Raw genomic sequence first — 14,716 nt, forward strand, 5'->3', positions numbered from 1 at the left:
GGGGGGGGGGGGGGGGCCCCCCCCCGCGCGGGGGGGGCGGGGCCCCACTCGATTCGGGTGATCGGTCAGATCAGACCTGATCGGGCACCTTCTTCGGCAGCGTCAGCAGGGTGGCGATACTCAGCGCGATCAGGATGATGCCGCCGATCTTCACCAGTGTGCTCACCGCGAGATACGGCAGCAGCATCATCGCGATACCGGCGGCGATCGCGACCAGTCCGGAGACCACCATGAACCAGGTCGGCGCGTGCGCTGAGCCGGTGGCGGCGCCGTAGAGGTCGCCGACGCCCTGGAAGATCCAGCCCACGCCGATGAAGATGGCCAGGAACCAGATCGAGTCCTCTTGCGGGTTGAACAGGGCGATGATGCCGATGATCAGAATGGCCGCACCGATCAGGCCAAGCGCCACGCGCAGGCCGGTACTGAGGAAGGTGGCGGCGAATGCCTGCCAGATCCGGAACAGGCCGGCGACGATCAGCGAGATACCGAACAGCACGCCGATGACGGTGAGCGTCGGACGGGTCCAGAACAGGGCGATGAATCCGATCACGATGCCCACGAGCGCGGTGACGATCATCGTGGCGCGCACAGCACCCACGACCTCGTCCGGGAACTGCTTTGCGTAATCTGCGATTGTCATGGGCAAAGATTAATACGTTCGACGCAGTCGGCAACCCTGTTCGGATCTTCTGCCCCCGAATCGAATCCCCAGGTCATCGGCAGTGCCGCCGGAAAGGAAGCGCCGTGTCCACAATCGCGTTCTTCACCCTCGGGGAGGACGGGCACCTGCACCCGACCCGGTTCTCCCACAGCCTCTGGGCTCCGAACACACTCAACGGCCCCGCGGTCTGCGCAATCGCCGCCCGGACGGCCGAACGCGAGTTCAGCGCGCCCGGATTCCGGCCGGCCCGATTCACCATCGACCTGTTCAAGGCCACGCACGACGTACCGACGTCGTTGCGGAGCAACATCATCCGCGACGGGCATCGCATCCGCGTCGGCGATGTCGAGATCTGGCAGCATCACCCCGATGGCCGTGAGGTGATGGTCGCCCGCTCCACCACCGTCTTCCTGCGCGAATCAGTCAATCCACCCGGCGAACGCTGGAGCCGGGCACCGGAATCGGTGACCTTCCACCCGCCAACCGTCGACTATGACGATCTGCGTCCCCGATTCTCCTCGGATACAACCGAATCCGCCGGTGCGTGGGATGGCGAGATGGCCCGGCACCAGAACGGCGCACGGAAGCGGCTGTGGGCGCGGGCCGCACCGCCGGTCGCGGGCGAGGAACTCACGCCGTTCCAGCACGCCGTCATCACCGCCGAATCGACCAGCATGATCTGCAACTGGGGATCGACCGGGATCGGCTTCATCAACTGCGATCTGACCGTCGCACTCACCCGGCTGCCGGTCGGGCAGCGTGTGGGCGTGGAGGCCGACAGTCACGTCGAGGACAGCGGCATCTCGGTCAGCACCAGCGGCCTCTACGACGCATATGGCGCGTTCGGCACCGGAATGGTGACCGCGGTGAACAACGCGGCCGCGGAAATCGACTTCACCACCGCAGATACCACCGGACGGTACCGCGAGGCGTGACCTGAGTCACAGTTTTGTCGATCGCCGCGCGCACATCACCGGGTCGGCTTGATAAGGTCACGCCCATGAAACGGCGCCTGCAGCGATTCCGTATCTCCCGTCTTGCCGCGACCAGTACCATCGCGACACTTGCCGCGGCGATGACGGTGGGACTCACCACCGCACCGGCCGACGCAGCCCCCGGTGCCGTCGGCGCGGCGACGATCGTCGCCCGACTGACCGGCCCCGGTGCCATGAACGACACGGTCGGACGGCACAACATCGTCGGCACCGACCTGGGCGTCATGTGGGACAACGGCCACGGCGAGATCCTGACCGCCTTCGGCGACACCCAGTCCTTCAACGGCTGGTCACTGCTCTACGGCGAGCTGTTCTACTGGCGCTCGAATGTGTTGCTGCGCAGCCGCGACCACTACCTGGCCGACGGCATGAGCTTCTCCAGCCACGCCGGCCGTCCGGGACACGCCAAACGACTGCTCAAGCCGAACGTCCGGCGTGAGGTCACCATCATCCCGACCGCGGGTGTCGCCGCCAACGGCGCGCAGTACATGACCGTCATGTCGGTGAAGAAGTGGGCCAGTCCCGGTATCTGGCAGACCAATTGGTCCGGCCTGGTGAAGTCCACCGACAACGGCCAGAACTGGAAGGCCGTCGATGCGTTCCGGCCCAACGGTGGCGGCAACCGGAAGTTCCAGATGGGCGCCTTCCTCAAGGTCGGCAAGACGCTCTACTACTACGGCACCCCCGATGGCCGTTGGGGCGCGGTCTATCTCGCTCGCGTCGACGAGAAGGACATCGAGAAGCTCGGCAAGTGGGAGTACTTCTCCTACGGCCGCTGGGTGCGCAACAACCCGGGATCGGCGACACCGGTGATGCCGGCGCCGACCGGTGAACTGTCGGTCGCCTGGAATGACTACCTGGGCAAGTACATCTCGCTGGCCCAGGCCGACAACGGCGCGATGCTGCGTACCGCCGACAGCCCGATGGGTCCGTGGTCTCGCGGACAGCTGATCGCCCCGTCGTCGGACCCCTATACCGGCTACGCCCCCTACATCCATCCATGGTCGAAGGGCAGCACCCTCTACTTCACCTACTCGATCTCGCTGGGCTATCAGGTCTACCTGATGCGTCTACAGCTACGTAAGTAGCGAATACAGACGTTCGCGCGACGGCAGGCCGGGACCGGTAGACGGCCCCGGCCCGCCGTCGCATTTGCGAGGACTACCGGGCGAGCAGTGCGGTCATCTCGTCGATCTCGCGCTGTTGTGCCGTCCGGATACGTTGCGCCAGCGCCTTCGTCGCCGCGTCGGCACCGTCGGCGATCTCGGTGTCGGCCATGGCGATCGCACCCCGATGGTGCTCGATCATCGCCGTCAGCCACAGGCGATCGAACGCGGCCCCGGACGCGGCGCGCAGGGCGGCCATCTGCTCAGCCGTCATCATCCCAGGCATCCCAGGCATGCCGGGCATTTGAGACATGCTCGGCATCTGAGACATATGGGGCATCCCCGAGCCGTGCCCGCCATGTCCGTCGCCGTGCCCACCGGCGGGCATTCCCCACGCCTTGAGCCGTGCGTTCATCTCGTCGATCTCCGGTTGCTGTGCGTTGCTGATGGCGGCCGCGAGGCGTCGAACATCGGCGTTCTCGGTATGACCGTCGACCAGCGCGGCCATCTCCACCGCCTGCCGGTGATGCGGAATCATCATCATGGTGAACTGGGTATCGGCGTGATTGTGCGTTCCGGTTTCGGTGTGCTGTGCCGTCGAGGCCGCACCGGTGTCGTCGGAGTCCGACGACGAACAGCCGGCGATGGCGACGGCCAGACCGAATGCGACGACCGCCGCCGCAGTTCGGCGAACGGCGGGGTTCTGGTAGATGGTCATATCTGTTTTCCTTGTCTGTACAGGTGGATTCGGGCAGATCTGGACGACCGGACGGACCGGCCGAAGGATCTGCTCAGCAACGAATCACCCGCAGCACAAGGTGTGAGGGGATCGCCCACGGTGGCGGGCGACCGAGGACGGTGAGCACCCCGAAGCCGGGACGGATGATCGGCACCAACGGTGCGAACCCCCAGACCAGCGGTACCAGCGCCGGATGTGGCGGGTCGGCGTCGTCGGCTCGCAGGTATGTGCAGTCGTGCAGATGTCCGGCGCAACCGTCGTCCGCGGTCATCGTCGCCGTCGCATGATCTCGGTCGGCAGTCATCTCCGCCCGGATGGGCGACCACCCATGGTGGTGGCTGACGACGATCGACGGTACCGGCCTGGGTTGGGTCGACGCAGATGCAGGCGAACACGCCGCGACCACCACGTGCATCAACGGAATCACGAGCACCAGTCCGAGAAGAGCGAACCGCACCGGGGAACGAGCGCCAGCCCACCGGCGCACGCGTATCCACCTGGCGCTCACCATGTCACCCCGCGGCGGAGACCCTGTCCTCGAAGCCGGCGTCCGGATCTGATTCGGCGGCCCGGCGGCGGGCCCTGGGTATCAGCCAGCGGCGATCGATCAACCGGTAGGCGACGATGACCGCAGCGGCCAGCGCCCATCCGAGCAGAATGTCGAAGACATAGTGCTCGGCGGTGTACACCAGCGCAAAGGCCATCGCCCACGCGTAACCCATGAACAATATTCTGCCCAATGCCTTGACCCGAGGCCACATGAACAGGGCGACGAGCATCGTCAGCCCGGCGTGCAGCGACGGTATCGCCGCCACCAGGTTGGACTTGCCCTGACCGGTCTCAACGATATGCGCCACGCCGATGCCGAGGTACTCCCAGCCGCGCGCCGAGATGCGTTCGACGTAGGGCAATGCGCCCTCGTGGGTGGGCTCGACATCGCCGAGCAGGTTGCCCGCCGTCGGACCGTCCTCGTACATGCAGATCGGATCGTGCGGATGGTCGGCGACCTCGACCGGGGTACAGCGCGCGGCCGCCCACGGCGGCGCCGCCGGAACCAGGGTGTATCCGACGAGCGCAAGGAAGGAGGTCGCGATGAAACAGGCCGCATACCGCCGCCACGCCGCACGATCACGCAGCCACAGCACCCCGGCCACCGCGTACGGAACGATGAAATACGACATGTAGACGACCGAGACCAGGACTTCCCACCACGGCGCGGTCGCCTGCTTGAGATGGGTTTGCAGCCACGCGGTCGGGTTCACGCCGAACATCGCATGATCGGCGTCGACGGCCAGATGCCACTGCACCGGCATGTCGATGACCTCGGCGAACTGCCGGACCAGGTCGTAGAGCACCAGGATCAGCGCGAAGGGCAACCAGTCGATGATGACGGTGATCATCTTGCGCCGGCCGATGCAGTTGGCCAGCAGGCCGAGGCACATGATGACCAGCAGACTGGTGCGATCCAGGGCCAGACCCCACAGATAGAACTCGACACCCACGACCACCAACCAGGCGGCGATGGCGATGCGCCGGACGGTGGTCAGGTCGCGGCGCTTGGCCGGTTCGGCATCCATCTCCGCGGCGGCAGCCAGGTCGTCGAGGACCGGCGCCATCTCCGGCGGGTCCGCATCCGGACTGCCCACCGCGGTGGCGGTGTCCGACCGGGTGCCGGTGACCTGATCGTCGCGGGGTTCGTCGGGAGCGTCCTCCGGAGTCCGATCATCGGGCTGCGCGCCGCCGATCGCCTCGTCAACACTCACCGAAAACATCCCTCTGTCTGTCTTGGCCCCCGCCGGAGTCCCCACCGTTTGTTCCGGCCAGTGTAGTGGCCCCCGCCGACGCGGCGGCCGTCCGCCTGACGCAGATGGTCCCCACGACCGGCCCGCCGCCCCTACCATGGGTGGCACACATCACAGTCCGTCTCGACAACCGAGCTTCGGGGTTCGCCCGGGCCGGGAGATCAGGAGGTCGGGTGCCCAGCCGGTATCTGCGCTATGGCGATCAGCGCTACATCATCACCAGGGAGGCCGAGGCCCGTCTGCATCGGACCCTCGACGCGGTCTACGCGACCGGTAGCTCCGGCCACCAGTGGCTGAACCTTTACCACGACAGCGTGGCACCCTGCCGCCTGTTGATCGCGCCCGGCGTCCCGATCTCCATCGAGACCGAACCCGACCCCGGCGACTGAGACGGCCCCGCCCGCAGACGGCATCGCCCGCACAGTTGTCGGCGCCCCTCGATATCGTTGTCGTATGCGCATCGGAGCCCACCTTCGCGAAGACGAGAATCCCCTGGAGACCGCCGCCGAACTCGGTATCGACGTGTTCCAGATGTTCGTCGCCGATCCGCAGAGCTGGAAGAAGCCGCTCCCCAACCCGCGCGCCCAGGAGTTTCGCGAGTCACCGATCGACGTCGTGGTGCACTCCAGTTATCAGATCAATGTCGCGAGCCTCAACAACCGGTTGCGGATGCCTTCCCGCAAGGCGGTCGAGCAGCAGGCCACAGCCGCGGCCGATCTGGGCGCCTTCGGTCTCGTCGTCCACGGCGGGCATCTGCGGGACGGCGAGGATGCTGCCGAGGGTTTCGCGAACTGGCGCAAGCTGTTCGACCGTCAGGCCGACAAGGGGGGTTTCGGGGTACCGATCCTCATCGAGAACACCGCCGGTGGCGACCATGCGATGGCACGCACCCTGGAGTCGATCGACCGGTTGTGGGAGGCTGTCGGCGACTTCGACCAGGCCGGTTTCTGCCTGGACACCTGCCACGCCTGGGCCGGCGGTGAGGACCTCGTCGGCCTCGTCGAACGGGTCAAGGCCATCACCGGGCGCATCGACCTGGTCCATCTCAACAACTCACGCGACGAGTTCGACTCGGGCCGCGACCGTCACGCGAATCTGGAGTCCGGACACATTCAGCCCGACGTACTCGCCGCGGTCGCCAAGGCGGCCGATGCCCCGGTGATCCTGGAGACACCGGCCGACGGCATCCCCGCCGACCTCGAATACCTCAAGTCCGCTCTCTGACCGGGCCGGGGCGACTGTGCTCCGCGCCACGGTCCACCCTGCGCACGTAAGCGCACTCACATCGACCACGATCGGGTTGTCGGTTGATGCGATGCGCGGTATCCTGAGGTTACCGGCGAGTAACTTACGCTTCGACCAAGCGCTGGTGCACCACGCCGCAGTCCAACGAAACAGCTCAGACGCACCCACCTTTTGCCGCGTCAACGCCCCAGCCAGATAGGAACACTCATGGGCCACTACAAGAGCAACCTGCGCGACCTCCAGTTCAACCTGTTCGAACTGCTCGACCTCGACAAGGTCCTGGAGAGCGGCGAGTTCGGCGACCTCGACCACGAGACCGCCGTCGACATGCTCCGTGAGGTCAAGAATCTGGCCGAGGGTCCGATCGCCGAGTCGTTCGCCGACGCGGACCGCAACCCGCCGGTCTTCGATCCCGAGACGCACAGCGTGACCATCCCGGAGAGCTTCAAGAACTCCTACAACGCCCTCGTCGAAGGTGGCTGGGACAAGGTCGGTGTCGACGAGGCACTCGGCGGCATGCCTGCACCCCGCTCGCTGTACTGGGCCATCGGCGAGATGATCCTGGGCGCGAACCCGCCGGTGTTCATGTACGCCGCAGGCTCGGGCTTCGCGAACATCTTCTACGACAACGGAACCGAAGAGCAGAAGAAGTGGGCCGCCATCTGTTCCGAGCGCGGTTGGGGCGCCACCATGGTGCTCACCGAGCCGGACGCCGGTTCGGATGTGGGCGCCGGCCGCACCAAGGCCACCCTGCAGGAGGACGGCACCTGGCACATCGACGGTGTGAAGCGCTTCATCACCTCGGCCGACCAGGACATGACCGAGAACATCTTCCACCTGGTGCTGGCCCGCCCCGAGGGCGCCGGCCCCGGCACCAAGGGACTGTCCCTGTTCTTCGTGCCGAAGTTCCACTTCGACCCCGAGACCGGCGAGCTGGGCGAGCGCAACGGCGCCTTCGTCACCAACGTCGAGCACAAGATGGGTATCAAGGCCTCGGCCACCTGTGAGGTCACCTTCGGTCAGCACGGCATCCCGGCCAAGGGCTGGCTCGTCGGTGAGGTCCACCAGGGCATCGCGCAGATGTTCGACGTCATCGAGCACGCTCGCATGATGGTGGGCACCAAGGCGATCTCGACCCTGTCGACCGGCTACCTGAATGCGCTGGACTACGCCAAGGAGCGCGTGCAGGGTGCGGACCTGACCCAGATGACCGACAAGGCCGCCCCGCGTGTGACCATCACCCACCACCCGGATGTGCGTCGCTCGCTGCTGACCCAGAAGGCTTACGCCGAGGGCCTGCGCGCGGTCTACCTCTACACCGCGTCGCATCAGGACGCCGCCGCCGCCAAGATCGTCTCCGGCGCCGACGCCGACCTGGCGCACCGCGTCAACGACCTGCTGCTCCCGATCGTCAAGGGCGTCGGATCCGAGCGCGCCTACGCCAACCTCGGCCACGAGTCGCTGCAGACGCTCGGCGGTTCGGGCTTCCTGCAGGACTACCCGATCGAGCAGTACATCCGCGACTCGAAGATCGACTCGCTCTACGAGGGCACCACCGCCATCCAGGCGCAGGACTTCTTCTTCCGCAAGATCATCCGCGACAAGGGCCAGGCGCTGGCGCACGTCGCCGGGCAGATCCAGACCTTCATCGACTCGGAGGCGGGCAACGGCCGCCTGAAGACCGAGCGGGCGCTGCTGAAGACCGCCCTCGAGGACGTGCAGGCGATGGCCGCCTCGCTGACCGGCAACCTGATGGCCGCGCAGGAGAACCCCGCCGAGCTGTACAAGGTCGGCACCGGTTCGGTCCGCTTCCTGATGTCGGTCGGCGACCTGCTCATCGGCTGGCTGCTGCTGCGTCAGGCCGAGGTCGCCCTGGCCGCCCTGGACAACGGCGCCACCGGCGACGACAAGCCGTTCTACGAGGGCAAGGTCGCGGTCGCGAGCTTCTTCGCCAAGAACATGCTGCCCCTGCTGACCTCCATCCGCGTCACCGTCGAGAACGTCGATAATGACTTGATGGAGCTCGACGAAGCCGCCTTCTGATCCGCCCTACCATCTCGGGGTGTAAGTAGGTTGAAACTCCCGCCGACACAGCGTCATCGTGTCGGCGGGAGTTTTGTCGGTACACCCCGATTCCCCGATGTCCTGGGATTCCTTCCGACGCCGAGGATCCCAGTAGGCTCGGTTGCCATGGATATGCAGGCGCTACGGCGCCACCCCGACATCGAGGGCCCAGGGCTGGTGGCCGCCGATGCCGCCGACCGCCTGATCCTCGACGAGGCGACCGAACTCATCACGGCGGCTCCCGACGATTCGGTCGTCGTCATCGACGACAACTACGGCGCGCTGACGCTGGGCGCCGCCGGCGTGGGTGCCGTCGGGATCCGCACCCACCAGGATGTGATCACCGGCGAGCGGGCCCTGGCCGCGAATGCGGGGAAGCTGGACATGGCCGGGTTCCGAAGTCTGACTCTCGGTCCGCCGACCGTCGTCGGCGCCCGTGTGGTGCTCATGCGGCTGCCGCGGTCGTTGGATCGGCTGGCCGAGGTCGCCGCCCTGGTCGCCGCCCACGCAGATCCCGACGTCGTGGTCGTCGCCGGTGGCCGCATCAAACACATGACGCCGCAGATGAATTCGGTACTCGCCGACGTCTTCGGCCGCGTCGACGTGAGCCACGCGCGGCAGAAGTCTCGCGTCCTGTTCGCACGTCATCCGCAGCGGGCCCGGGCCGTCGACCTGCTCGCCGCGTGGCCCCGACAGCACCGGCACGACGATCTGGATCTGACCGTCGTCGCCCATGGCGGGGTGTTCGCCGGGACGAAGGTCGACATCGGGACGCGCTTGCTGCTGAGCACCCTCGACGACGCGCTTCCGAACGCCGACTCCGCGATCGACCTCGCTTGCGGCAGTGGGATTCTGGCATCGTGGCTGGCCCGACGACGACCACACCTGAGGGTGGTGGCGACCGATCGATCGGCGGCCGCTGTCGCCTCGGCTCGGGCAACGGCGACGGTCAACGGTGTTGCCGGCCGAGTTCGGGTCACCCAAGCCGATGGCACCGAGAACGTGGAAGCCGGCGCCGCGGAGCTGATCGTGCTCAATCCGCCGTTCCACAGCGACGCCGCGCTCTCGGCGGGTATCGCACATCATCTCTTCGAAGACGCCGCCCGCGCACTCGCCCCCGGCGGCGAGCTGTGGTGCGTCTGGAATTCACCTCTGCGCTATCGACCCGAACTGGAGCGCACTGTCGGCACCACCCGACAGGTTGCCCGAGACCCGAAGTTCACCGTCACCGCGTCAACCCGCGGCGACTGACCAAAGCGACACACCGTGCGATTCGGTCATTCGCTTGACCAGTCCAGGGCATGACCTGTCAGTAATATCTCCAGACATGACATTTCCCCCGAATCAGCCGCCCACCCCGCCCCAGCCCGGTGGACCGCAGCCCGGCGGCGACCCATACGGTCAGCAGCCCGGCGGGGTCCCGTCGTATCAGCCCGGGCAGCCCGCACCCCAGTATCCGAACCAGCCCTACCCCGGCCAGCCCGCCTCGGGTCAGCCCTACGCCGGTCAGCCCGCCCCGGGTCAGCCGTACCCCGGCCAGCAGCCCGGCGCCTATCCGGCGTATCCCGGTGGCGCGGACGGCGGTCAGCCGCCGAAGAAAAAGAAGAAGACGCTGTGGATCGTGCTCGGTTCGATCGGTGGCGTGATCCTGCTGGGCATCATCGGTCTGGTGATCATCGGTGTCGTGACCAAGGATGACGTCAACGACGCCGACGACGTGAGCGTCGGGGACTGCGTCACCGTCCAACCCGACGAAGGCGAATACGTGAAGGCCAAGAAGGCCGACTGTGGCAGCGCCAGTTTCCATTTCGTCGTCGGGGCGAAGGTCGCCAACAAGAGCGCCTGCAACGACGACGAGGTGTACCTGTCCTGGGTGAACAAGAAGAGCGAGAGCCAGGAGGGCGACATCCTCTGCCTGGCACCCGCCTTCCAGCAGGGCAAGTGCTACAAGATCCCGACCAGCGCGGGATCCTCCCTGACCGAGTTCAAGGAGATCGACTGCGCCAACCCGCCCACCGAGTCGGGCTATGCCAACGGCAAGGTCATCTCGCGCACCACGGGTAAGCCGACCTGCGAGAGCGGCCAGGTCGCCTTCTTCTACGAGCGCCCCACCCCGGTCGGCTTCTGCCTGACCGAAGTCGAATAGCTCCGACAGCCACCTCAACCGAGGAAGAACTCCCACCCGCCCGGGCAACCGGTGCGAGTGGGAGTTCTTGGTTGTGTGAGGTCCCGTCCGACGGATGCGTCTCAAAGAGAGACATCTCGTGACGACCGTCGTCGAGCGCTCTACCCTGAGACGGGGACTCCACAAGGGGGCGACTTCAAGGGAGATCGGACCATGAAGGCACTCGTATTCCACGGGCCCGGACGCAAGAGCTGGGACGACGTCCCCGACCCGAAGATCCTGCAACCCACCGACGTCATCGTGAAGATGGATGCGACCACCATCTGCGGAACCGATCTCCACATACTCAAGGGCGACGTCCCGGCGGTCGAACCCGGACGCATCCTCGGCCACGAGGGCGTCGGCACCATCACCGAGATCGGCAGTGCGGTCACCACTCTCGACGTCGGCGACCAGGTGATCCTGTCGTGTATCTCGGCGTGCGGTAAGTGCGGCTTCTGCAAGCACGGCGTCCACTCGCATTGCCTCGGCACCGAAGGCGCGTCGGGCATCGGCTGGATCTTCGGCCATCTCATCGACGGAACCCAAGCCGAATTCGTGCGGGTCCCGTACGCCGAGACCTCCGTCTACAAACTGCCCACGGGCGTGACCGCCGAACAGGGCGTGGTGCTCAGCGACATCCTGCCCACCGGGCACGAGATCGGGGTTCGGTACGGACACGTGAAACCCGGCGACGTGGTGGCCGTCGTGGGTGCCGGGCCGGTGGGCCTGGCCACTATCGCCACGTCGGGGTTGTACGGCCCCAGTCGGGTCATCGCCATCGACGTCGACGCCAACCGCGTCGAGCAGGCGAAGGCCTTCGGCGCGACGGACGGCGTGGTGTCCTCCGACTCCGACTGGAAAGAGCAGGTCATCGCGATGACCGACGGTCTCGGCGTCGACGTCGCGATCGAGGCGGTGGGTATCGGGCAGACGTTCCAGATGTGCCTCGACATCGTGCGCCCGGCGGGCAACGTCGCCAATGTCGGCGTCCACGGCGCCCCGGTGCAGTTCCCGCTCCAGGATCTGTGGATCTCCAACATCAACGTGTCGATGGGCCTGGTGAACACCGACACGCTGGGGGTCCTGCTCGCGCTCGTCGCCCAGGGGCGCATCGATCCGGACATCTTCGTCAGTCACCGATTCGCGTTGGGCGACATCATCGAGGCCTACGACGTCTTCGGCCGGGCCGCGGAAACCAAGGCACTCAAGGTGGTGCTGCAGGCCTGAGAGCCCCACGGCCCACCGCGAATACACGAATCCACCGCCCGATGCGGGCGGTGGATTCGTTTGAGAGCAGCGGGTTGAGAGACTACTTCGGTGGCATCCGGATGCCACCGTCGACGCGCACGACTTCGGCGTTCATATATGAGTTGGTGGCCAGCTCGACGACCATCGAGGCAAGTTCGTCGGCAACACCCAGGCGATGCGGGAAGAGGACGGACTCGCCCAGCTTCGCCTTGAACGCCTCGGAAGCCTCACCCTCGCCGTAGATCGGGGTGTCGATCAGACCGGGGGCGACGGTGTTCACGCGAATGCCGACGGCCGACAGGTCACGTGCGACGGGCAGCGTCATGCCGACGACGCCGCCCTTGGACGACGAGTACGACGCCTGTCCGATCTGGCCGTCGAAGGCCGCGACGCTGGCCATGTTGACGATGGCACCGCGCTCGCCATGAGCGTCGAGCGGCTCGTTGCGGCTCATCGCGGTGGCGGCCAGGCGGATCGCGTCGAAGGTGCCGATCAGGTTGATCGCGATGACCTTCTTGTACGCGTCCAGGTTGTGCGCCGAGGCGAATTCGCCGTCTTTGCCAATGGTGCGCTGGGCCCAGCCGATACCGGCCGAGTTGACCAGAACCCGCAGCGGGCCGAGCTCGACGGCCTTGTTGACGGCGGCCTCGATCTGGGCGGTGTCGGTGACGTCGACGGTGACGAAGGCACCACCGATCTCCTTGGCGAGTTCCTCGCCCTTCTCCGCGTTCAGGTCGGCGACGACGACCTTCGCGCCCTTGGCCGCCAGCTGGCGGGCCGACGCCGCGCCGATGCCCGACGCGCCGCCCGTGACAATTGCACTAGCTCCGTTGATATCCACGTTTCGGAGAATAGCCACTGGACCTATGACAGGGAACACATGCCCCCTTCTGTTCCTTCGGCACCCTGCCGCACGTCGGGTGGCCGACCTTGCGGTCAGCCGCAGATGACCTTCGGCTCCGGCTCATATCGCACCGTACGGGTGTGCCTGCCGATCTCGGCGCCGGAGCGGTGATCGCGGATGATCCGCGTGTTCGAGGTGGTGAAACCGTTGCTGCCATTGCTGGCGATGCAGTCGTCGCCCTTGGGGAACCGCAGCTTCGGCGGGGTGGTCGGCGCGGTGCGTTCCCCGGTGACCGACTCCACGTCCACGGTCTGGGTACTCCACATCCGGACGGTGATCGACGACGACGACCAGGAGGCCTCCACGAGGATGCCGTAGCGGGTGTTGTTGCGGAACTTCAGGTCGATCGCACCGTCGAACACGGTCGCCTCCCGCGCCTCGGGATAGCGCGAGATGTAATAGCTGTGTTCGGTGTGGTCGACATCTTCCAGCCCGGCGAAATACGCCGCGTTGTACAGCGTGGTGGCGAACTGCGAGATGCCGCCGCCGACCGCCTTCGCAGCCCGTCCGTGGTCGATGATCGTCGACGTCACGTAGCCCTGTGCGGCGCCACGCGGACCGGTATGCCCGTTGAGCGAGAACACTTTTCCCGGCATCACGATCGCACCGTCGACCTCGGCGGCGACGAGCCGGATGTTCTCACCGGACGCGTCGCTGAAACCGCCGGTGGTGTACTCGCTGACCAGTTCCCGGACACCGAGCCGCCGGGCCGCTGCGGTGGTGAGCGTCGGGGGGACCCGGTGGTAGGCGACCTCGACCCGACGCGGACCGTCGTCGGCGACGAGTCGCTGCGCCACCGCCCGCAGGGTCGCCGGCCAGTCGATGCGCGCGCCGTCGACACTGGCGATCACCTTCGGCGTACCACCGGACACCGAGAATCGCGCGCCGACCGGCTCGGACTGCGACTTCTTCAGTGTCGGCTCCAGCACCTCGCGGGCCGCCGGTTCGCCGATCGTCGGGACCAGACCGCCCTTGCCGTCCGCGACGAAGCTCAGCAGCGTGGCGATCTGCCCGACGGACAGTTCGGTCCGGACCCCATGTCTGCCAACCAGCGTCAGGGATGCGGCGGTGGCCCGGGCCGCCGGACCGCGCACGGTGGCCGCGACGGTAGCGGCGTCGACGGTGGGCGAGAAGGGTTCCATGGGTAGTGCGACGGGATTTCCGGTCAACCAGGCGACGCGCAGGGCGTCCGCGGCGCCGACCCGGGCGACCCGCATACCGCCGGATGACTGCTGCGCCACCGGCGACGTCCCCTGATAGTGCACGCCACCCTCGACCGCCGCGGATTCCAGCACCTCGCGGGCCGAGTCGAGTGCGGTGTCCAGCGCGGCCGGATCAACGCCGACCACCGGGTCGACGCTGTGTTCACGTCCGGCGAGTGCCGCGAGCCGGGACAGCGGATTCCGTGGTTGTTCGAGCAACCGTGATCGGGTGGCCTCGACGTCGAAGGTCAGCCCGAGCTGCGCCGGGGAGAATTGGGCGGTCCCGGCGTCGGTGGTCACGATCACCGGCAGCCGGGCGCGTGCGCTCAACTGGTCGAGCACCGGTTCGAGACCGGCCGAGGTGTGGTTACCCGCGTCGATCCCGGCGATGGTGACACCGCGCGCCGACTTCGAGTCGGTGAGGATCAGATCCGCCGCCGACACCAGGGTCAGCAGTGCGATCACCGCAGTACCGGCCCGGATTGCCCATCTGCTTCGCCCCCGCCGGGCACCAACGCGTGAACTCACGACTCCAACCATAGGTAGACGACCAGCCGGTGGTCGGACAGCGCTGGGCGCATGT

At 66.8% G+C, this 14,716-nt stretch carries 14 protein-coding genes; 8 read left to right on the plus strand and 6 right to left on the minus strand.

The window, feature by feature from the left end; all coding sequences use genetic code 11:
* Positions 1-70: 70 nt before the first annotated feature.
* Positions 71-640 (minus strand): HdeD family acid-resistance protein, encoded by a 570-nt coding sequence (locus QSJ18_RS00005; protein ID WP_286324121.1) that lies wholly within the window; start codon positions 638-640, stop codon positions 71-73.
* Positions 641-744: 104 nt separating this feature from the next.
* Between QSJ18_RS00005 and QSJ18_RS00010 the strand changes: the two genes are divergently transcribed.
* On the plus strand, positions 745-1,596 hold the full coding sequence (locus QSJ18_RS00010; RefSeq protein WP_286324122.1) for an acyl-CoA thioesterase domain-containing protein: 852 nt from the start codon (positions 745-747) through the stop codon (positions 1,594-1,596).
* A 65-nt stretch (positions 1,597-1,661) separates the two neighbouring features.
* The gene (locus QSJ18_RS00015; RefSeq protein WP_286324123.1) at positions 1,662-2,744 is read left to right on the plus strand and encodes a DUF4185 domain-containing protein; all 1,083 of its coding nucleotides are present in this window, start codon (positions 1,662-1,664) and stop codon (positions 2,742-2,744) included.
* 73 nt (positions 2,745-2,817) lie between these two features.
* On the opposite strand, the gene QSJ18_RS00020 is transcribed toward QSJ18_RS00015, so the two are convergent.
* The 3 genes from QSJ18_RS00020 to QSJ18_RS00030 form a co-directional block, all read right to left on the minus strand.
* Entirely contained in the window at positions 2,818-3,480 is a 663-nt protein-coding gene (locus tag QSJ18_RS00020; RefSeq protein WP_286324124.1) for a DUF305 domain-containing protein, read from the minus strand.
* Positions 3,481-3,553: 73 nt separating this feature from the next.
* Positions 3,554-3,805 carry a hypothetical protein gene (locus QSJ18_RS00025; protein ID WP_286324125.1) on the minus strand — a complete coding sequence of 84 codons (252 nt, stop codon included), beginning with the start codon at positions 3,803-3,805 and terminating at the stop codon, positions 3,554-3,556.
* 208 nt (positions 3,806-4,013) lie between these two features.
* Positions 4,014-5,264, minus strand: a complete 1,251-nt coding sequence (locus QSJ18_RS00030; protein ID WP_462475947.1) for a phosphatase PAP2 family protein — start codon at positions 5,262-5,264, stop codon at positions 4,014-4,016.
* A gap of 212 nt (positions 5,265-5,476) precedes the next feature.
* Here QSJ18_RS00030 and QSJ18_RS00035 point away from each other — a divergent pair, with 212 nt between their 5' ends.
* From QSJ18_RS00035 to QSJ18_RS00060, 6 genes are all read left to right on the plus strand, one after another.
* Positions 5,477-5,692 carry a hypothetical protein gene (locus QSJ18_RS00035; RefSeq protein WP_286324126.1) on the plus strand — a complete coding sequence of 72 codons (216 nt, stop codon included), beginning with the start codon at positions 5,477-5,479 and terminating at the stop codon, positions 5,690-5,692.
* 64 nt (positions 5,693-5,756) lie between these two features.
* On the plus strand, positions 5,757-6,527 hold the full coding sequence (locus tag QSJ18_RS00040; protein ID WP_286324127.1) for a deoxyribonuclease IV: 771 nt from the start codon (positions 5,757-5,759) through the stop codon (positions 6,525-6,527).
* A 228-nt stretch (positions 6,528-6,755) separates the two neighbouring features.
* Positions 6,756-8,591, plus strand: a complete 1,836-nt coding sequence (locus QSJ18_RS00045; protein ID WP_286324129.1) for an acyl-CoA dehydrogenase — start codon at positions 6,756-6,758, stop codon at positions 8,589-8,591.
* Between the two features lie 147 nt (positions 8,592-8,738).
* A complete protein-coding gene (locus QSJ18_RS00050) occupies positions 8,739-9,863 on the plus strand; it encodes a class I SAM-dependent methyltransferase (protein WP_286324130.1) in 1,125 nt (374 codons plus the stop codon).
* Between the two features lie 76 nt (positions 9,864-9,939).
* Positions 9,940-10,758 (plus strand): DUF3824 domain-containing protein, encoded by an 819-nt coding sequence (locus QSJ18_RS00055; protein WP_286324131.1) that lies wholly within the window; start codon positions 9,940-9,942, stop codon positions 10,756-10,758.
* Between the two features lie 192 nt (positions 10,759-10,950).
* A complete protein-coding gene (locus QSJ18_RS00060) occupies positions 10,951-12,006 on the plus strand; it encodes a zinc-dependent alcohol dehydrogenase family protein (protein WP_286324132.1) in 1,056 nt (351 codons plus the stop codon).
* Between the two features lie 82 nt (positions 12,007-12,088).
* Here the strand turns inward: QSJ18_RS00060 and QSJ18_RS00065 are convergent, their stop codons facing one another.
* Both QSJ18_RS00065 and QSJ18_RS00070 read right to left on the minus strand, forming a co-directional pair.
* Positions 12,089-12,868 carry an SDR family NAD(P)-dependent oxidoreductase gene (locus tag QSJ18_RS00065; RefSeq protein WP_286324133.1) on the minus strand — a complete coding sequence of 260 codons (780 nt, stop codon included), beginning with the start codon at positions 12,866-12,868 and terminating at the stop codon, positions 12,089-12,091.
* A 95-nt stretch (positions 12,869-12,963) separates the two neighbouring features.
* On the minus strand, positions 12,964-14,661 hold the full coding sequence (locus QSJ18_RS00070; RefSeq protein WP_462475948.1) for a VanW family protein: 1,698 nt from the start codon (positions 14,659-14,661) through the stop codon (positions 12,964-12,966).
* Between the last annotated feature and the right edge of the window lie 55 nt (positions 14,662-14,716).

It is taken from the genome of Gordonia heveisoli (genome assembly GCF_030315745.1).
GTDB lineage: Bacteria > Actinomycetota > Actinomycetes > Mycobacteriales > Mycobacteriaceae > Gordonia.

What these genes read in the sequence shown, in the direction of transcription:
- QSJ18_RS00005 (WP_286324121.1), bottom strand. Translation starts at nt 640, where the DNA reads ATGACAATCGCAGATTACGCAAAGCAGTTCCCGGACGAGGTCGTGGGT.
- QSJ18_RS00015 (WP_286324123.1), top strand. Translation starts at nt 1,662, where the DNA reads ATGAAACGGCGCCTGCAGCGATTCCGTATCTCCCGTCTTGCCGCGACC.
- QSJ18_RS00020 (WP_286324124.1), bottom strand. Translation starts at nt 3,480, where the DNA reads ATGACCATCTACCAGAACCCCGCCGTTCGCCGAACTGCGGCGGCGGTC.
- QSJ18_RS00025 (WP_286324125.1), bottom strand. Translation starts at nt 3,805, where the DNA reads ATGACTGCCGACCGAGATCATGCGACGGCGACGATGACCGCGGACGAC.
- QSJ18_RS00040 (WP_286324127.1), top strand. Translation starts at nt 5,757, where the DNA reads ATGCGCATCGGAGCCCACCTTCGCGAAGACGAGAATCCCCTGGAGACC.
- QSJ18_RS00045 (WP_286324129.1), top strand. Translation starts at nt 6,756, where the DNA reads ATGGGCCACTACAAGAGCAACCTGCGCGACCTCCAGTTCAACCTGTTC.
- QSJ18_RS00050 (WP_286324130.1), top strand. Translation starts at nt 8,739, where the DNA reads ATGGATATGCAGGCGCTACGGCGCCACCCCGACATCGAGGGCCCAGGG.
- QSJ18_RS00055 (WP_286324131.1), top strand. Translation starts at nt 9,940, where the DNA reads ATGACATTTCCCCCGAATCAGCCGCCCACCCCGCCCCAGCCCGGTGGA.
- QSJ18_RS00060 (WP_286324132.1), top strand. Translation starts at nt 10,951, where the DNA reads ATGAAGGCACTCGTATTCCACGGGCCCGGACGCAAGAGCTGGGACGAC.